The organism is Brevibacterium otitidis (assembly GCF_042429315.1).
Taxonomy (GTDB): Bacteria; Actinomycetota; Actinomycetes; order Actinomycetales; family Brevibacteriaceae; genus Brevibacterium; species Brevibacterium otitidis.
In genome coordinates this window covers 62463-81302 of sequence record NZ_JBHMAU010000046.1, presented here as the reverse complement: position 1 = coordinate 81302, position 18840 = coordinate 62463, and the positions used below count along the sequence as shown (strand labels likewise).

Sequence of the window (18840 nt, the reverse complement as noted above, 5' to 3'; positions counted from 1 at the left end):
TAGCTGTGGCTGATAGGTCTATCGTACTGCGCCTCCGGGCCGAGTATCAGCAGGCCGTTGACGGCTTCGACAAGGTCGGTGCGGCTGCGGAGCGTGCTGGCAAGAAGATCGATGGTGCGGAACGGAGTTCGAAGTCCGGTTTCGGGTCGATGCTGCAGCATGCACGCGAAAACCAGCAGGCCTGGACCACTGCTGGCACTGCTCTGACGGTTGTTGGTGGCGCGATTACCGCGGTGGGTGCGGCGGCTGCGAAGACCGGTATCGAGTACAACACGCTGCAGCAGACTTCTCGCGCCGCGATGAATACGCTTATGGGTGGGGCTAAGGAAGCGAACGCCCAGATGGACAAGCTGGACGAGTTCGCGAGGAAGTCGCCGTTCGCGAAGCAGGTGTTCATCCAGGCTCAGCAGCAGATGATCGGCTTCGGCATTGAAGCGAAGAAGGCGATCCCTTATCTCGAAGCGATCCAGGACGCTGTGGCCGCGACAGGTGGCAGTAATCAGCAGATCGCTGAGATCTCGACCACGATCTCGAAGATCCAGTCGGCTGCGAAGATCACCGCCCAGGATCTGATCGAGTTCGGCAACCGTGGTATCGACGCGGCGACGCTGATCGGCTCTCAGATGGGCAAGACGGGCGCGCAGATCCGTGAGGACATCACCGCTGGGTCGCTGGATGCGACGGAGGCGCTTGATGCGCTGGTTGCTGGCATGTCGGAGAGGTTTGGGGGCGCGGCCGCGAATGTCAAGGATACTTTCGCTGGGGCGTTCGACCGGGTGAAGGCTGCTTGGCGTGACCTGTCTGCGTCGATCGCTGAGCCGTTGGTCGGCCCGGAGGGCGGAGGTCTCGCCATTGCTGGGCTGAATAAGCTCGCTGATGCGCTCCGTGCGTTTGAGTCTCTGCCGGCCCCGATCCGGAACACGGGCCTTGCCCTCGCTGGCCTCGGTGGTGCCGCATCGCTGGGTGTCGGCGGATTCCTCCTCCTCATGCCGAAGATTGTCGAGATACAGGGCGCATTCGACACGCTCTCCGGGCAGAAGGGGTTGATCGGAAAGACTGCACGCGGCCTGGAGAAGCTAAAGCCTGCCGCTAAAATTGCCGGCGGCGCACTAGCTGCGGTAGCTGCTGCAATGGCAACGATGGCCATCGCTGCCAAGGTGTTTCCCCGCGACGTAGAGGTCGCCTCAGATAAGTACCAGAGGGCGCTTGAAAGAGCGGCTGAAGGGTCTCGCAACTTTGTCTCCGCGATAGACAAAATATCTAAGTGGGAAGCTAGCGGGGATTGGCTCGGGGAAGAAAAGGTAACGAGCTTTGGGGAAGCTCTCAATAAGGTAGCCAACGCTGATTGGTACGAAAGGCTCAATCACTCTCTCGGAGAGATGACCGGGTGGGGGTCTCCGCTCGGAGAGCTTTCAGCCGGGGTTTCCTCTGTCGATCAAGCTCTTGCCGGTCTGGTCGAAAGTGGCAAGACCGCGGAGGCTGCTGCCGCGTTCGCTGACGTTAAGAAGCAGGCTGAAGAGCAGGGCATCTCAATGGAGAAGCTGAAGGAGCTTTTCCCCGAATATGTCAACGCCGCCGAAGAGGCTGGCACTGCTTCCGAGTCCGCCGCTGACGGTATCGGCGCGATGTCCCCAGAGGCAGCTGAGGCGCAACAGCGGCTCACAGAGTACGCTGACGCGCTCCGTGAGGGCGCGGAGGGGTTCCTCGATTTCGCGTCGTCCGCGAAGGACGCGAAGCTGACGCTGTCGGAGTGGATCAATGACATGGCGAAGCAGGTCGAGGCTCAGCAGACGTGGTTTTCGAATCTCGAAACGCTGATGCAGCGCGGTGCCCCGCAAGAGTTCATCGACTTCCTTATGTCCCTTGGTGAGGAGGGCGCTTTCCGGGTGAAGCAGCTCGCTGACGCCTCTGACGCGGAACTTCAGCGCGCCATCGACAAGTTCAATGAGGGCCAGAGCGCTGTTGACGGTTTCGTTAACTCCGCCACTGGTATCCCGGACATCGACCTCGAAGCGGATGCCACGACGCTGCAGGAGCAGGTCGATAGCGCGAAAACCCGCCTGGACGAACTTAACGCGATGGAGCCTAGCCCCATTGTGGCCGCTCAGATTACGGCGCTTGAAGAGAAGATCAAGACTTCCGAAGCGAAGCTCAAAGAGCTGACAAAAGATCGAAAGGTCACCGTTTACGGTGAGCTGAAGATCAACGAGGGGCAGTTCAAGAACTTCCCTGACCGTCTGGTGAATCCGAACTATCGGCTCACGAATCCGCAGGATCCACTCCGGAAGGTAACGACGCGGCGGTCTGACCTGTGGCATGACGGCGGGTTCGCGATCCCGATGGCTTATGGCGGTCTGACGTCGATGCAGCCGATCGCTCAGATGGTGCCGCCGAACACGTGGCGGGTCGTGGGTGATCGGATGGATGTGGATGAGGCGTTCATCCCGCTGGATGGGTCTCGCCGGTCGTGGCGGATTCTGGCCGAGTCGATGCGGCGGATGCCGGGTGTGATGCCGATGGCTGCTGGTGGTGTCGCGTCTGCTCAGTCGCGGGTGGATGATGCGCAGGCGGCGTTGACTCGTGCTCGCCGGCAGAAGTCGGACGCGAAGAGCAAGGCGGCGAAGCAGGCGGCGGAGCGCAGGGTTCGTGTCGCTCAGGATGAGCTGGATGCGGCGAAACGTTCTCTGGCGGCGGCGAAGAAGCGGGCGCAGGAGGATGAGCGTGCCGCGAAGCTCGCGGGTGAGCGCAGGAAGGCTGAGCAGGAACGCAGTGCCAGGGTCAACGAGTTGCGGGCGGACTTCCGGACGGATGTGCGGCGCGGGTCGTTGAGGGATCAGGTCACTGGTGGGCTCTCCGGCGCATATAGTGCGGTGGATCGGATGTTCGGGCTGGGGAAGAACGAAGACCTCTCCCAGCGGGCACGCTCGATCGCGAACAGCTCGGCTCGCCGTTTCGAAGCCTCACTGCGCCGCCTCTACGGGCAGGCTGAGAAGCTCGACGCACGCCTCAAGGACGCTAAGGACAAAGCCAGCGAGTTGGAGGGCATCCAGAAATCTGTCGCGTCCGGGCTGCTGTCGGGCCGGAAGCTCGACCTCGGCGACTACCAGGAGTTCTCCGGCGGACGGTGGGACACGCACACGGGTGTCGCTGGCGCGAACCGCCGCATGTCCGCTGACGTGGGACAGTTGCGGCAGTTCGCTGACAAGCTGACCGCTTTGCGCAAGGCTGGTGTGCCGGGCGCGATCCTGCAGGAGATCGCCGCCGCTGGCCCCGCTGAGGGCATCACGCTGGCGGACGCTTTCCTCGGCGCGTCGAAGAGCGATCGGCAGTCCTACATTGGTCTCTGGTCGGACTACGAGAAGCAGGCCAACCGGATCGGGCAGATCGTCACCGAGGGGTTCCACAAGGGTGGCGTGAACGCGGCTCAGGGTGTCGTCAAGGGCATCGAGTCGCAGAAGAAGAACGTCGAGAGCCAGATCGCCTCCCTCGCCCGCCAGATGGAGGCGGTGTTCAAGCAGGTGCTCGGAATCCGCTCCCCATCCACCGTCATGGCGGAACTCGGCGCGAATACCGCTGAGGGTCTCACGGTCGGGATCATGTCCCAGCTGGGTGGCATCCAGGCGGCTGCAGCAGCGATGGCTGACGCGGCGATCCCGTCGATGGGTGCGATCCCGGTGACGGTCGGTGACCTGCCCGAGGCCTCCACTGTGATGGCGGACATGTCGGCGCAGACCCTCACGGCGATGCAGGTGATGCGTGACGCTGTCTCGCTGTCGATGACGGAGCAGCAGGCCCAGACTGAGACCTCCCAGCAGGGCATGGCGACCGCGACGCAGCTCGCTCAGAAGGCGATGGGTGTCGCTACGCAGACCTCGCAGGCGCAGGCCCGTCAGGCGACTGCGGCGGAGCAGGCGACGATGCTCACGACTGTGCAGACGAACCAGGCAGGGATGCTGGCTGATACTCGTCTGCGGCAGTCGGAGATGCTGTCTGGCACCCGCACCAGCTTCGCTCAGATGCGCGCCACCGGCATCACGGAGACGCAGACACTGCGGAACGTCAACGCGGCCACACAGTCCGGGATGCGGGCCGACCATGCAGCGCACATGAGCGTGATGCGTGACGTGAACCGGGCGGGCTTCCACTCGATGCGCGACACCGGCGTTACCGCATTCCGGGGCCTCAGGGATGGGATGCACGGCCAGATGCAGGCAGCTAGGCCTGTCCTCGGCAGCGACCTCAACCGGCTGATTGACGTGCTCGGGAAGTTCACGAAGGAGGTCAACGGCGCGTTCGGTGACGTGGGCGTGAAACTCTCGGCACCCAAGCCGATTGCTCTTGCATCTGGCGGTGTGCTACCTGGCTACACCCCTGGTAAGGACGTGCACCACTTCCGGTCACGCACCGGCGGCGACCTCTACCTCTCTGGTGGAGAAGCGATCATGCGGCCCGAGTTCACCCGCATGGTCGGCGGCGCGGACGGAGTCAAGGCCATCAACCGTGCCGCCCGCGCCGGAGACACTGCCGCCGTCCACTCGATGATGCACTTCGCCCACGGCGGCGTCATCCCAGCGATCCCGGGAGTGACCGCGTTCGCTGACTCCGGCATCTGGCGGCCATGGTGGGCGCTGGTCAAAAACCAGTTCCCGCAAGCACGCCTGCACTCCGCATACCGTCCCGGGTCGATCACAGCAACCGGTAACCGCTCCCACCACGGGGCTGGCCGGGCTATCGACATCACTCCCAGCATGGCGATCTTCAACTGGCTCGCAGCCAACTACGGCCCCCAGCTCGCCGAGCTGATCTTCTCACCGGCAGGCCGCCGCCAGCTCCACCGGGGCCGCCCACACATGTACACCGGCGTCACCCGGGCCATGCACTTCGACCACATCCACCTCGCGGCGATGCGACCGCCGATGGGTGCTGGTCTGGTGCCGCCGGGTGAGTGGGACATGCACGGAGGTGGGTTCACGCCCTCCTATCCGTTCCTCGACAAGGTCGGTGTCACGGCGGGCGCGAACTTGGAGAAGGCGTACCGGGATGCGGCGGCGAAGCACATCACCCGAATCCGCAAGAACATCTCCCTGGACGGTCTCAACCCGACGATGGCGCAGATGGCTCGCGGGATCATGGACAAGGCCGCTGTCGGGCTGGTCGGTAAGGCCGCCGAGTACGGCAAACAGAACACGTTCCAAATGCCCGGCGGGTCTGGTGTGGGCCGCTGGCGGGACACCGTCATCCAGGCCCTGCAGCGTGTCGGCCTGCCCACCACCGAGGACTACATCAGCGCGTGGTTGCGGCAGATCCAGACGGAGTCCGGTGGCAACCCTCGCGCGATCCAGGGCAACATCGGCGACGTCAACAACCGCTCCGGAGACCTCGCCCACGGCCTCGTCCAGGTCATCGGCTCCACCTTCCGCGCCTTCCGTGACAAGAGCCTGCCCAACGACCGGTTCCACCCGCTCGCGAACCTCGTCGCCGGCATGAATTGGGCAAAGTTCAAGGCATCCCGGCGCGGCCGGTCGATGCTCAGCTTCATCGGCAAGGGTCACGGCTACCAAGAGGGCACCGAGGCCGCTACTCGGGGGTGGGCGCTCGTCGGTGAGCAAGGCCCCGAGCTCGTCCACTTCCACGGCGGGGAGCAGGTCATCCCGAACAGCCAGCTCACCCCCGAGGTCATGTCGTCACTGCGGCTGGCCAACACAACCTCGACGGCAGGTACCGGAGCAATCGACTACGACCGGCTGGCTAAGGCTGTCGTGGATAATCTGCCGCCGTCGCTGGTCGTGAACAACGACAACGCGGGGCTGATTGAGGAGCGGATCGCGAAGAAGACTGTCCAGGCGTTCGCTGATACGCAGGCACTGTATGGGGGTGGGTTCTGATGTGGCTGGAGGTCACTCTCAAATCGTCGGCTGGGGAAATCGAGCTGTCCACGGTCGGTGGTGCGTCCGGCGTGTTCCTGCTGGACGGGGTGAGGGGTTTCGGTCTGCCGGAACGGGAAATCGAGTCAACCCCGCTGCCTGCCGTGCACGGGTCGGTGTTCCGGTCTACCCGGTTCGGTGAGTCGGAGATGATGCTGCCGGTAGCGTTCCGCGACACAGACCAGTCCCAGGTGTCGGTGCGGGTGCGCGAGTTTGAGCGTGTCCTCGTCCCAGCATCGTCGGAGCCGGTCGAGCTGATCGTCCGCGCACCTGAGCTGGGGACTGTGCGCCGCCGCTGGTGCTACTACGTTGACGGCCTGCAGGGTGGGCTTGGTGGCCAGGACTCTCATGTGTGGTGGCGGCACTGTGCGGTGAAACTCCTCGCCCTGGACCCACTCTGGTTCGGGGTGACGCGGGTGCAGGAGCAGCGCGTCGCGGCGGCGCGAAAGGCTTTTATCACGGGTGCGGATCCGAGGGTGCAGCGGGTCAATCTCGCAGAGAACCCCACCTTTTCGTCGTTCCATAACGTGGTGCTGTACCGCGGCCAGTCGCACACCCGTTCACTGACTGACACGGAAGGGATCGACGGCGGTAGCGGACTCATCCTCACCGCCAAGGCTGCCGGGAGCGGAGGCATTTCCACCGGCCTCAGATCGACGTCAACGCTGCCTCCGGCATCGCTGTTCGCGGGCCGAGTCATGGTGCGGGCGTCCGCGCCGATGAGCGTGGAAGCCCGATTCAGCAGGCAGGACACCCCAGCAAGCGAGTGGGCGTACCTCGGCACCCCTGCCGTGGTGGAAGCACCGGCTGGGGAGTGGGTAGCGGTCGAGGCTCGCACGGATGCGGCACACACACTCCACAAGGTCAGTCTTGACCTCAATGTCACGTCTCCCGACGGCGGGCCAATGCCTATCGGAGAGAGCATCACCGTATCTCAGCTCATCATCGAGGCAGGGACCGAGACGGGCGAGTTCTTCTCAGGTGACACGCCAGACACGAGCGACCCCGACTATCGGTGGGAGGGCGCACCGGGGAGGACACCATCAGTCGCGGACGGGCGTGGAGCCTCACACGCATACCCGTTCTTCCCTGTCATGCTGTCCGACTCCACCGTGCAGGGCGCGCAAGTCATCAACATCCAGGGCGATGCCGAAGCATGGCCCGTCTGGGAGGTGACCGGCCCGGGTGAGGACCTGCTGATCCAGAACGACGACACCGGCGAACGGATTTTCATCCGAGGCCAGTTCGGGGAGAAGGTCACGATCACGACTCGGCCGCAAGAGCAGGATGTCACCTCAGGGTCGGCGATGGACGGCAGCCTATGGGAGCGGGTCTCTGAGGACTCGACGTTCTTCCCCCTCAAGCCTGGCATTAACAGGATCCGCATGAGCATGGTGAACGGCAAACCCGAATCGACCGTCACCCTCAAATATGTTGAACAGTGGCTGGCGGGCTTCTGATGCAGGTCGAAATCCGCAACCACGATCTCGCCCCGCGTGGCGTGCTCCCATCACTGTCAGGGAAAGCCGTCCTCCGCAACAACAGCGTCTCGACCTGGTCTGTGGAGGCGAACGGCAACGACCCACGATGGCGGCGCGCACAACCCGGCTGGCACGTCCGCATCACCGACCACGGGGCACCCGTCGTCTCTGGTTTCATCACGGAGTTCACCGAGACCGCCTCACCAGACAACCACACACGCACCATCAGCATTTCGGGCGTGTCCTATCATGCGCTCCTCGCGGGCGCGCTCGTCATCCCCAACCCCCCGACAGTGACAGGGCAGCTGCCCGCGCAGGACATGTGGAAAGGGCAAGGCCCGGCAGGGGATGTGATCCGTAGGCTCATCCGTGAGCAGATCGGACCCACCGCGCCAGCAGACTACAAGGTCCCATATCTGCGTGTCCCCGACTCCACCGTCAAGGGCAAGACCGTGCAGGTGGGGGAGAGGTTCACGAACCTCCTCGACGTGGTCAAAACGGCAGCCGAGAATGGTGGGCTGGTCACGTTCTTCGACACCCACAACGCCGAGGTCATCTTCCGCCTCAGGGCACCCCGTGACCTCACCCGCGTTGTCCGGTTGACACGCGCCAACGGCGGTATCGGCGGGTACACGCTCACCCAGCAGGCCCCTGAGGTGACTGAGGTGATCGTCGGCGGGACAGGCACCGGCACGACACGGAAACTCTGGCGCGCCACCCGCCCCGACCCACATTGGGGCATCCGCGTCACGCAGTTCGTTGACCGGCAATCCACCACCGACAGCAACGAGCTGAAGCAGGCCGCTGATAAAGAGCTGGACGACGGTCAAGCCAAGAGCTTGGTGACGTTCGACGCGCACCCTGTCCCCAACCGCCGGTTCGGGATCGACTACGGCCTCGGTGACCGGATCACAGCCGACCTCGACGGGCAGACCATCACCGACACCTTGCAGATCGCCGAAATCACGTGGGACGCGAAAAAAACGGACACGAAATACCAGGTCGGCCCGACTGCGGACGAAACCCAACTCAACCAGGCGACAGGCCGACTCAACCAGCGTGTGCGTGAGCTGTCCAGGCAGCTGCGAGAAACAGCGACCAGATAGGAGAACACCATGAGCGAACCGACAGCGTATGACCTGACACAGGACGCCCGCATCAAGGGTGTTGAGGACCTTGTCCAGACGAATTATCAGCCGTTCCAGGGGTCGGAGTTTTCGTACCCTGTCGTGCATCAGCCGATGGACGACGAGATGTGGCAGTACGTCACCCTCGGCGTCGGGTCAGGTCTCCTCGACGTCGGCGGTCAGCCGTACTGGCTGAGGAACCTGTCGGACGTGACAGACACCGGGAAGCTCACAGTCTCGAAAACAACGAAGACAGCGCAGGCGATCCTGCGGGGCTTCTACCACCGCCTCAACCAGGACATGACCCTCAAATTCCCGCCTGTATCTCGGAATACCGTCTACCGAGTCGTGCTCGAATACGACCCCCTGAGGCACAAGGAGCCGGGTGGGCCGATTCGTGTCCGCGTCCTCACCAGCCTCGACTGGTCAGGCGGGAAACACTACCTCCCCCTCTGGGATGTGGAGCGTAACCCCTCCCAGCTGCTCTCGAAGGCGAAAGTCACGCAGCGGCGACCGAAAATCGCGCCGACAACCCACGTTGACCGCCCAGAGCACCTGCCTGACCCGCGCACACAGCTGTGGGGCGCGCAATGCTACATCCGCTACGACTACCAGATGGGCGAGACGTTCATCGCAAGTGGCGAGTCCGAGGAGACCGGCGGCCCGACCAGATGGGAAAGCCTCGACAACCCGCCATGGAAGAACATCACACTCACCTCTGCCTATACGGCGGCAGTCCCCGTGCAGTACCGGATCAGCCGCGGCTACATCGAAATGCGGGGGCTTGTCCGCCGCAAAAACGGCGACTTCTCGACGACCGGACCGTCCACTATCGGATGGATATCGGGTGTCAATCTCCCGGACGTGAACATCTCGATCGGTACCAACCCTGTTGGCCGCTCAGCGCTGCTCACCACCGCTATGGGCAGCTCAGTGCGTGACAACCTGGTCGTCCACACGCCGAACCCTAGGACATGGCAGGTGTCGCTCGACAACATCAGGATTCCGCTACCATGACCCGGAAACAACATGCCCTCTACCGGCTGGGCCGGGCCTGCAGGATCACCGCCACGACCCTCGTCATCGCGGCAGGCATCTACTATTTGCTCGCCCCACCCGTCACCACCACCACGTTCTTCGACGCCGACTGGCCACCACTCGTCTGGGGCGGGATCTTCCTCGCCGGTGGACTCGTCACCGCCGCCGGCCTACGCACCCGCATCCTGCAGATCGAACAGCTCGGGATGCTCATGATCGTCGTCGGCACAGGGATGCTCGCACTCGCCCAAACCCTCGTGATGCTCGAACACCCCATCACCCACACACGCGGCGGCGGGACGCTCATCCTGTGGGCACTCGCAGCGTTCGCAGCCGCCCGATATTTCGACCTGTCCGCCGACATCAGGAGCGCAAGACTGGCTCAGCAGATGAGAGGGTGATCCGCCGCATGGACTGGGCACAACTCATCATCGCCCTCGTCGGCGGCGGCGGCGTTGTCGGCATCGCAGTCAAAATCCAGCAGCTCATCCAAGAACGCCGCGCCGGCGAGCTCCAAGAGGAATCGACAGCGATCGCGACATGGCAGGCGATCGCTGACAAACACGCACAAGAAGCCGCTGAGGCTGATTGGGAGCTGCGCTGGTACAGGTCGGCCTATGCCACCCTGTGGGCCGCATACGTCACCCTCCCGCCGCCAGACAAGCCGGGTTATCCGCCGGCACCACCAGAACCCCCGCACTAGCCGGGGGTTCCGTCTTTCAAGGAGGAGCCTATGGCCCGCTCATGGAGAGTGGCGCGCAGCCTCGATAAGTTGCTCGCCCAGATCAACGTCTACGCCCCGCGCCGGTCGAAACGCTCGGACGGGTCGATCGGTGACGCCGCGCACTCGGCTCGCAAATCCGATCACAACCCCGACAGTCGCGGCATCGTCCACGCCCGGGACTTCACGCACGACCCGAAGGGCGGTTTCGACGCGCACGCCTACATGCGCAGGCTCGCCAAGGCCGGCGATCGGCGCATCAAGTATCTGATCTCGAACCGGCAGATTTTCAACCCGTCTATCGCCCGGCGGTGGCGACCCTATGCCGGCGCGAACCCCCACACCGCTCACGCGCATGTGTCGTGCGTGTACTCCCGTCTGGAGGACGACACCAGCGCGTGGCCGGGTCTCGGCGGCACCACGACCGTCCCGGCCCCGAAACCACCGACCACGGAGACGACTGAGAAGGGATTTTTCGGCATGTCCGGATATGAGCAGAGGTCGCGAGTCAGCGACCAGACCATCAAGCCCCGCACCCGCACCCGCATCCGGATGCACCCGGCGAGCAAAACGCACGCTGGCCCGCACTACATCGCACGACCGAAGCGCCGCGGCCAGAAGTTCATGCTGCAGGCAGACGCGACCCTCGCGTCGGTGCCGGCCGGCGCAGACGTGAAGGCGCAGATCGTCCTCGTCTACTACTTCAAGGGCGGCGGGTCGGAGATCACCCGGCCGTTCGAGGAGCATTCGTTCCCGGCTGGCACGGGCGGCTGGTCGTCTGTGCATGTCCCGCAGGTTGAGCAGTTTGGCGGCACCCAGCCAGGTGGGAAGCGCGGCACGAAGACAGTCAGCTCGGTCGAGTACCAGCTGGAGATTGCCAACCACTCCGCCAGTCCTGTGACGATCAAGCGCGTCCGCTCGGCCGCGTTCTACGAGTGAGGATCACACATCATGAACATTTACACGATAGAGTTCTGGGCCGCGACAGGTGAGCGCGCCCTCCGCACGTTCGCGCAGACCGCTGCAGGTCTGCTCGCCGGCGACGGCCTCGGCATCCTCGACATCGACTGGACCTCCGTCCTATCCGTCGCGGCGCTCGCAACGGTCGCATCGGTGCTCATGTCGGTCGCGTCGTCACCGATCGGCACGCCCGGCCCCGCCCTGGTCGCGACTGAGACGATCGGTGTCCGCTCGGCTGAGGCTGAAGCGTGGGAGGCGCACCCGGAGGTTACCGGTGAGCCGGTCGAGGTGGAGCCGGAGCTGCCCGAACCGGTTGAGATGAGCGATGACGATGCGTCAGAGCCGATCATCTACCGTCCGGAGCACTGACATGGACGAGATGACTGACGAAGAACTCGCCGCCGAAATTGAGCGTCTGCAGCAGCAGCTCGCCATCCGCAAAACCCGGCGGGCTGTCGAGCGTGATCTCGCTGAGCATGTGGACCGCGTGCAGGTCGAATGCGCCGAAGCCCTCGAAGAACCGTTCAAGGTTGGGCGGCTGGAAGTCGCAGAGGGAGCGGTGACGATAGAACGCACCGACCCAGCGCGCACCGAGTGATACACTCGACCCATCTGTTGCCCGACAGGAGTTCCTCTGCTGCTTTGCAGGGAGGACACGAAGCGCCCCACACCATCCCGGTGTGGGGCGCTTTTCAGCATTCACAAGCCGATTCCGGCCTGGTACTGTCAGTGGTGTCCCCGCCGTTTGCGGGGGTGAGCCGTTTGTCGCTCAGCCGTTCACAGCGTTCCCCGCCCTTTGCGGGGATGAGACCCGCACCGTCACGGTGGGGGTCTCTTTTTGTTCTAGTAGCGTTTCTCGCCGGCGAGCACCGCCTCGATCGCGTTCCGCACCGATGCCTCGGTTTTTTCGCCCATCCCCGTCGTCAGCAGACCGACGGTGTCGATGCCGTGCCGCGCATAGTACCGCGACACCCCATACACCTCCGTGTTCCCGTATTCGTTGCGCGCCTCCTCCCTTACGCGGCCCCGGTAGACCAGCGCCGTCCCGTCGAGCATGACCGCAGCGTCAACGTCAGGGAACTGGACAACGTGCGCGACGAATGCGTCGAGGTTGTCGAGTTCGGGGGCGGTGTCGGGGATGGCGCGGCGGGACAGCCGCGGGACATACCGGGCGAGGTGTCCTTCGCTCATCCCGAGCCTCTTGGACAGCTGATACCGGGTCGCCCCGGCTTCGAGTGCGTCGAGGATCCGTTCGTCGCGTTTGTCGCGCAGCTGATCGACTTCTTCGAGTGCGGCGGTGAGGCGGCGTTGCGCCTCGTCCGCGTTGTGGAGGCTGGATTCAAGGAGTCCCATGATCGTCCTTTCAGTAGTTGCTGGTGAGTGAGTCGATGTACATGGAGGCGTCGCGGCGGGTCATCCGGCGCACCTGGTCGATGGTGGTGGGGCCACCGGAGATGAAACCGCCCTCCTCGTGGGCGCCACGGTCGATGAGCCGCATGATGTAGTTGACCTGCTTCTCAGTGGCGAGTGGGGCGGCGTGCGCTGCCCCGCCGGTGGTTTCGACTGCGGCGGGGCGGGAGCGGCGTGCGGCCCATGCGCGGATTTCCCGTTCGGCGTCGCGGCCGATTGCCATGAGCTTTCCGTCGTCGTTGGTGGTGACATCGCGGAAGGCGGCCATGACCTCGGCTGGGATGATGTCGGTGTCGATGGTGATGTCGTGGATGTAGTGGAGTGCCATTGTGGTGTCCTTTCCTTGTGTGTACCTCCATGATACTACTCAGTGAGTAGTAGAGCAACTCAGAGAGATGTGATCTAGACCACATCTACAAGGAGTCTAAAGTGCTGTAAAGCCGAACCTTTACAGCTCGCCCCGCGCCCACCAGATGCCCACCAAATGCCCACACAGGCACCCACCTACACCCACCAGCACCCACCAGAAAACCGCGAAAACAAGCCAAACAGCGCCCTGACCAGCCCCCTCCGCATACCAAGCAGATCAACGTCAAGATCGGCTGATCCGGTTCGATGCCGGTCAGCAGGCGCCCCGCCATCTCCGCAGTGTGAGGTGGCGGGGCGCCTGCTGTCACTCGTCAGCTCCCACCTGTCGCGGGGCGGCCGGGGCGGGTGTTGCGGTTCTCCAGCCACCGCTCGACGGCAGCCTTGGTCATGAGGGGTCCCTGGGCGGTGGTGATGACCGGCGCTGGGAATCCGTCGATGGCGGCGACGGCCTCAGTGACGGTGGCCATGGCGGTGTCGAACGCCGCGCTGATGGCGTCCGCTTCGATGGTGAAGCTGATGTCGCCGCCGGTTGCGTCAACGCGGGGCGCGACGGCCGCGGCATGCTCGGTGAGTTCGCTGAGCAGGTCGAGCGCTGCATCGTGACTGAACGGGGAGTCCGTGGTGAATGCCATATGTGCGTGCCAGGTGGTCATGGCTCTCCTTCCGCTGTGCTACTGATTCGAGCACAGAAGCGTGTCGATGACAACTGTTAGCCTGGTGGCAGGCGCCGTGGCGGGGGTCTGCGCTGATGGCACCTGTCTGGCGCGAGGGAAGCACATGCGTGTCATTCTTCGCTAGACTGTGGCTATCCGATCGAAAGCAGGTGGCATGAGCGAGCAGGAGCTCACCGAACTCGAATCCCGCGTACTGCGCTTCGAGCGTCAGTGGCATACCTACGGCGGCGCTAAGGACGGCGCCATCCGGCAGGAATTCGATATGTCAGCGCCGGCCTACTTCCAGCTGCTCAACACACTGCTCGACAACCCGGCCGCCTATGCGGCCGACCCGATCCTCATCAAGCGGCTGCGCCGCATCCGTGAAAGCCGACACCAGGACCGCGCCCGCGCGCGCATGGCGAGGTAGCCGATGGCACAGTACCCACGTGACGAATTCGATGACCTGCAGCCGACCGGCCGCAAGGGCGCTCACCGCCGCGGCGGGCCCATCTCCCAGGGTGGGGCGTTCGCCCTCATTGCCGTGCTGGCGCTGGCGGCGCTGCTCGTCGTCTTCGGAGCCTTCAACATCATCCGCCAGTCCACCTCGAATCCCGAGGAGGTCGTCGCCGAAACCGAAGCCCCCGCCGAGGAATCCGAGCCGAGTGACGAGCCCACGGATGACCCGGCGGTCGATGTCGTCGACAAGACCGCCGAAGTCCACGTGCTCAATGGCTCCGGTGTCACCGGCGCGGCGGCGAAGTTCCGCGAACATCTCGAGATGAACGGCTGGACCGTTGCTGAGGTCGGCAACTATTCGACGAGTGAGACCACCTCGGCGGTGTACTACTCCGATGACGAGTTCGAGATGCAGGCCGGTGCGCTGGCGGCTGAGCTCGGCGTCGAAACCGTCGAAAGCTCCACGGAGTTCCCCGGTCAGGTGACCCTGCTCATTACCTCCGACATCGCCGACAAGGACCTCGGCAGCCTCGGTGGCGACGGCAGCACCGAGGGCGCTGACGACTGACCTTCCAGCGCGGCCGCGCGGCTCATGTTTGCGGCGACCGCTGCCGTGGCTTAGTCTTACTGCAGTGCATGTGCCACAAGGAGGCTTGCTGAATTCAGGCAGTCCTCCGGCCGTGCATGAGAGCTGGGAACGAGGCTGCTGCGCTGGCGGCGGCGGAGGAACCGGCCCGAACGGCGGGGCTCCTCCTATAAGCGCCCGCTGCAGAACACCCAGATATGGAGAAGAGATGACGCAAGGCACGGTCAAGTGGTTCAACGCTGAGAAGGGCTACGGATTCATCACCGTGGAGGGCGGAGACCAGGACGTCTTCGTCCACTGGACCGGAATCGAGATGGACGGATACCGCTCGCTCGAAGAGGGCCAGCAGGTGCAGTTCACGGTCGGTGAGGGCGCCAAGGGCCCGCAGGCAGAATCGGTGACGGTGCTCTGAGCATCCCCCTCGCCGGCGCTGTACGCTGATCGATCTGAAGAGCCGGGTTGATCCCGGCTCTTCGCGTCTCCTCCGCCCGCTGGCGGCCGCTCCCGAGGTGTGGGTGCAGTTTTGCACTCTCGGCCTGAGAGTGCTAAATCTAGTACTGGTAAATCCCGCCCCTGGGAAGTGAGACAGGCTGCTGTGGAAGGGAATCAGCAGAACCGGCTCTGCCGTCGCGGGCGCTCATGGTGCGGGAAGACATGCCACTCCGTTCAGGGAGGACCAGCCATATGGCAAAGCTCATCTCATTTGATGAAGACGCACGCCGCGGACTCGAAACCGGACTCAACACCCTGGCCGATGCGGTCAAGGTGACCCTGGGCCCGCGCGGCCGCAACGTCGTGCTCGAAAAGAAGTGGGGCGCACCGACCATCACCAATGACGGTGTCTCCATCGCCAAGGAGATCGAACTCGAGGATCCGTACGAGAAGATCGGCGCCGAGCTCGTCAAGGAAGTTGCGAAGAAGACCGACGACGTCGCCGGTGACGGAACCACCACCGCGACCGTCCTCGCTCAGGCTCTCGTGCGCGAGGGTCTGCGCAACGTCGCAGCCGGTGCTGACCCGCTCAGCCTCAAGCGTGGCATCGAGAAGGCCGTCGCTGCTGTCTCCGACGTGCTGCTCGAAACCGCCAAGGACGTTGAGACCAAGGAGCAGATCGCTGCCACCGCCGGCATCTCCGCTGGTGACCCGGCGATCGGCGAGCTCATCGCTGAGGCGATCGACAAGGTCGGCAAGGAAGGCGTCGTCACCGTCGAGGAGTCGAACACCTTCGGCCTGGAGCTCGAGCTCACCGAGGGCATGCGCTTCGACAAGGGCTACATCTCTGGCTACTTCGTCACCGACGCTGAGCGTCAGGAGACCGTGCTGGAGGATCCGTACATCCTCATCGTCAACTCGAAGATCTCGAACGTGAAGGACCTGCTGCCGGTGCTGGAGAAGATCCAGCAGTCCGGCAAGCCGCTGCTCATCATCGCCGAGGACGTCGAGGGCGAGGCTCTCGCTGTGCTCGTGGTCAACAAGATCCGCGGCACCTTCAAGTCCGTGGCCGTCAAGGCTCCGGGCTTCGGCGACCGCCGCAAGGCGCAGCTGGCCGATATCGCCATCCTCACCGGCGGTCAGGTCATCGCCGAGGAGGTCGGCCTCAAGCTCGAGAACGCCACCATCGACCTGCTGGGCACCGCCCGCAAGGTCGTCGTCACCAAGGACGAGACCACCATCGTCGAAGGTGCTGGTGACGCTGACGAGATCCAGGGCCGCGTGCAGCAGATCCGCACCGAGATCGACAACTCCGACTCGGACTACGACCGCGAGAAGCTGCAGGAGCGCCTGGCCAAGCTCGCCGGCGGCGTGGCCGTCATCAAGGCCGGAGCCGCCACCGAGGTGGAGCTCAAGGAGCGCAAGCACCGCATTGAGGATGCCGTGCGCAACGCCAAGGCTGCTGTCGACGAGGGCATCGTCGCCGGCGGTGGCGTGGCACTCATCCAGGCGGGCAAGACCGCTTTCGAGAAGCTGCAGCTCGAAGGCGACGAGGCCACCGGTGCTGCGATCGTCAAGGTCGCCATCGATGCTCCGCTCAAGCAGATCGCCACGAACGCCGGCCTCGAGCCGGGTGTGGTGGCTGAGAAGGTCCGCAACCTCGCAGACGGTCACGGCCTCAACGCCGCCACCGGCGAGTACGAGGACCTTATGGCCGCAGGCATCAACGACCCGGTCAAGGTGACCCGCTCTGCTCTGCAGAACGCCGCCTCGATCGCCGGCCTGTTCCTCACCACCGAGGCCGTCATCGCCGATAAGCCGGAGCCGGCACCGGCCATGCCGGGCGGCGAGCCGGACATGGGCGGCATGGGCTTCTGAGCCGCTGAGAACTGACACCGCCGGCCGCTGAGCCGCGGTGCGAGGGGCAGGAGAGCGCAGTGCTCTCCTGCCCCTCCGTCATAGTCTGCCAGCCACCCGCCGCCTGCGGGCTATGCTGAGCCCATCATGCCTGTCATCGCCTTCATCCTGCTCGCCGTCTTCGTCGGTGCGCTGTCGCAGCGTGTGACGGGGATGGGATTCGCGCTGGTCTCCGGGCCGTTCCTCGTGCTGCTGCTCGACCCGCTGTCGGGCGTGGTGCTCGTCAACATCGTCGGCTTCGTCTCCTGCGTCATCGTCTTCTCCCGCACCTGGCGCGATGTGCACTGGCCGACGCTCAAGATCCTGGCCATCACCTCGGTCATCGGCACCCTGCCGGGCGCCTGGATGGCCGCAACGATGCCGACGGCTCCCCTGCAGACCTTCATCGGCACCGTCGTCGTCTGTGCGCTCCTCATCTCGGTCGTCATCGGGAGAGTGGGCCGGCAGCTGCCGGTCAACACCGGCGGCATCGCCACCTCGGGATTCCTCGCCGGGGTCCTCAACGCCGCCGCCGGTGTCGGCGGCCCGGCCTTCAGCACCTACGCGGTGCTCACGCGCTGGGAGCAGCGCAGCTTCGCGGCGACGATGCAGCCGCTGCTGGCCATCGCCTCGGTCATGTCGATCATCGCCAAGGTGATCTTCGATCCGAACGTCCTTCCCCACCTCGGGATCGGCCAGTGGCTCATGGTCTTCGCGGCATTGGCCGCCGGGCAGATCATCGGTGATCTGACGGCTGAGCGGATCCCGGTGCGGGTGGCGCGCATCGGCATGATCACCATCGCTCTCGCAGGGGGAGCGGCGACCCTCGTCAAGGGGCTTGCCGGGCTCTGATCAGGCGCCCGCGCGCCGCTGTGTGCGAGCTCTGTGCGATTCAGACGGCGCTAAGGTTGCGCGGTGATAATAGATCAGTCAGCTGCACCCGTGATGGAAGAAGGATCGAACAGGCATGGGGTACGTGTTTCTCGGTTTGCTCATCATCGTCGGCGCGCTCATGTTCTTCGGCTCGCGCCGGCAGAAGCAGAGGGAGCTCGAGGAGCAGGCTGAGCAACTGAGCTTCGTCGCGAAGTCCGCAGCTGAGGACGTCACGGCATTCGGTGAGGAAGTCGCCGATCTCGACATCATCACCACCGGCGCTGACCTCGACGAAGGCGGCCGCCAGGAGTACAAGCGGGCCCTCGATGCGTATGACACCGCCAAGGAGACCCTCGAGCGTGTGCAGCGACCCGAGGACATCCGCCATGTGACCGAGGCGCTGGAAGACGGCCGCTATGCCGCCAAGTGCGTGCGCGCCCGCGTCAACGGTGAGCCGCTGCCCACCCGTCGCCCGCCATGCTTCTTCAACCCGCAGCACGGTCCCTCGACTGAGGAGATCGACTGGGCCCCGGCCGGCGGCCAGCCGCGCCCGATCCCTGTGTGCGCGGCCGATGCCGAGCGCGTGGCCGTCGGCGCAGAACCGGCAGTCCGCAAGGTCGCCACTGCCGATGGCCTGGGGCGCCGCGCCTATTGGGAGGCCGGCCCCAGCTACGCCGAGTACAACCGCGGCTACTTCAACGCCTATGCCGGTTCCGGTCTGCTGCCCGGCGTCCTCATGGGCGCCATGCTCGTCAACGGCTTCGGCCACGGCTGGGACGGGGCCTACAGCGAGGGATTCCAGGACGGCATGGGCGCTGACAGCATGGGCGGCGGCGCCGATGGCGGCGGCATCGGAGACGGCGGCGGCTTCGGCGACTTCGACTTCGGATTCTGAACGGTATGGAGGACTG

18 protein-coding genes are annotated in these 18840 nt (G+C 64.6%); 15 read left to right on the top strand and 3 right to left on the bottom strand.

Annotation, left to right across the window (positions count from 1 at the left end; all coding sequences use genetic code 11):
* Window positions 1-5 precede the first annotated feature (5 nt).
* The 9 genes from ACFFN1_RS06805 to ACFFN1_RS06765 are packed head-to-tail and all read left to right on the top strand — an operon-like array spanning window position 6 to window position 11849.
* Complete coding sequence (locus ACFFN1_RS06805) at window positions 6-5885, top strand: tape measure protein (RefSeq protein ID WP_376839791.1); 5880 nt, start codon at window positions 6-8, stop codon at window positions 5883-5885.
* Window positions 5885-7384: a phage distal tail protein gene (locus ACFFN1_RS06800; protein WP_376839788.1), complete on the top strand. Its 1500-nt coding sequence runs from the start codon at window positions 5885-5887 to the stop codon at window positions 7382-7384. The genes ACFFN1_RS06805 and ACFFN1_RS06800 overlap by 1 nt, the downstream gene beginning before the upstream one ends.
* A complete protein-coding gene (locus ACFFN1_RS06795; protein ID WP_376839786.1) occupies window positions 7384-8511 on the top strand; it encodes a Gp37-like protein in 1128 nt (375 codons plus the stop codon). The genes ACFFN1_RS06800 and ACFFN1_RS06795 overlap by 1 nt, the downstream gene beginning before the upstream one ends.
* A 9-nt stretch (window positions 8512-8520) precedes the next feature.
* Entirely contained in the window at window positions 8521-9549 is a 1029-nt protein-coding gene (locus ACFFN1_RS06790) for a hypothetical protein (protein ID WP_376839785.1), read from the top strand.
* Window positions 9546-9971 carry a hypothetical protein gene (locus ACFFN1_RS06785; RefSeq protein ID WP_376839783.1) on the top strand — a complete coding sequence of 142 codons (426 nt, stop codon included), beginning with the start codon at window positions 9546-9548 and terminating at the stop codon, window positions 9969-9971. Before ACFFN1_RS06790 ends, ACFFN1_RS06785 begins: the two co-directional genes overlap by 4 nt.
* 8 nt (window positions 9972-9979) lie before the next feature.
* Window positions 9980-10273, top strand: coding sequence for a hypothetical protein (locus tag ACFFN1_RS06780; RefSeq protein ID WP_376839781.1), 294 nt, complete (start codon window positions 9980-9982; stop codon window positions 10271-10273).
* Between the two features lie 30 nt (window positions 10274-10303).
* Window positions 10304-11230 (top strand): hypothetical protein, encoded by a 927-nt coding sequence (locus tag ACFFN1_RS06775; protein ID WP_376839778.1) that lies wholly within the window; start codon window positions 10304-10306, stop codon window positions 11228-11230.
* A gap of 12 nt (window positions 11231-11242) precedes the next feature.
* Window positions 11243-11620, top strand: coding sequence for a holin (locus ACFFN1_RS06770; protein WP_376839777.1), 378 nt, complete (start codon window positions 11243-11245; stop codon window positions 11618-11620).
* 1 nt (window position 11621) lies between these two features.
* The gene (locus ACFFN1_RS06765) at window positions 11622-11849 is read left to right on the top strand and encodes a hypothetical protein (RefSeq protein WP_376839775.1); all 228 of its coding nucleotides are present in this window, start codon (window positions 11622-11624) and stop codon (window positions 11847-11849) included.
* A 245-nt stretch (window positions 11850-12094) separates the two neighbouring features.
* On the opposite strand, the gene ACFFN1_RS06760 is transcribed toward ACFFN1_RS06765, so the two are convergent.
* The 3 genes from ACFFN1_RS06760 to ACFFN1_RS06750 all read right to left on the bottom strand — a co-directional run bounded on the left by ACFFN1_RS06760 (window position 12095) and on the right by ACFFN1_RS06750 (window position 13683).
* Complete coding sequence (locus tag ACFFN1_RS06760) at window positions 12095-12604, bottom strand: hypothetical protein (RefSeq protein ID WP_376839773.1); 510 nt, start codon at window positions 12602-12604, stop codon at window positions 12095-12097.
* Window positions 12605-12614: 10 nt separating this feature from the next.
* Window positions 12615-12989 (bottom strand): hypothetical protein, encoded by a 375-nt coding sequence (locus ACFFN1_RS06755; protein ID WP_376839770.1) that lies wholly within the window; start codon window positions 12987-12989, stop codon window positions 12615-12617.
* A 352-nt stretch (window positions 12990-13341) separates the two neighbouring features.
* Window positions 13342-13683, bottom strand: coding sequence for a hypothetical protein (locus tag ACFFN1_RS06750; protein ID WP_376839769.1), 342 nt, complete (start codon window positions 13681-13683; stop codon window positions 13342-13344).
* Window positions 13684-13858: 175 nt separating this feature from the next.
* On the opposite strand from ACFFN1_RS06750, the gene ACFFN1_RS06745 reads away from it, so the two are divergent.
* The 6 genes from ACFFN1_RS06745 to ACFFN1_RS06720 all read left to right on the top strand — a co-directional run bounded on the left by ACFFN1_RS06745 (window position 13859) and on the right by ACFFN1_RS06720 (window position 18824).
* On the top strand, window positions 13859-14113 hold the full coding sequence (locus ACFFN1_RS06745; RefSeq protein ID WP_376839767.1) for a DUF3263 domain-containing protein: 255 nt from the start codon (window positions 13859-13861) through the stop codon (window positions 14111-14113).
* A gap of 3 nt (window positions 14114-14116) precedes the next feature.
* Window positions 14117-14710, top strand: a complete 594-nt coding sequence (locus ACFFN1_RS06740; protein ID WP_376839766.1) for a LytR C-terminal domain-containing protein — start codon at window positions 14117-14119, stop codon at window positions 14708-14710.
* Window positions 14711-14936: 226 nt separating this feature from the next.
* Entirely contained in the window at window positions 14937-15140 is a 204-nt protein-coding gene (locus ACFFN1_RS06735; protein ID WP_376839764.1) for a cold-shock protein, read from the top strand.
* Between the two features lie 272 nt (window positions 15141-15412).
* The gene (gene groL / locus ACFFN1_RS06730; protein WP_376839762.1) at window positions 15413-17038 is read left to right on the top strand and encodes a chaperonin GroEL; all 1626 of its coding nucleotides are present in this window, start codon (window positions 15413-15415) and stop codon (window positions 17036-17038) included.
* A gap of 126 nt (window positions 17039-17164) precedes the next feature.
* Window positions 17165-17908, top strand: a complete 744-nt coding sequence (locus tag ACFFN1_RS06725; protein ID WP_376839760.1) for a TSUP family transporter — start codon at window positions 17165-17167, stop codon at window positions 17906-17908.
* 115 nt (window positions 17909-18023) lie between these two features.
* Window positions 18024-18824, top strand: a complete 801-nt coding sequence (locus ACFFN1_RS06720) for a preprotein translocase subunit YajC (protein WP_376839758.1) — start codon at window positions 18024-18026, stop codon at window positions 18822-18824.
* Window positions 18825-18840: the final 16 nt, after the last annotated feature.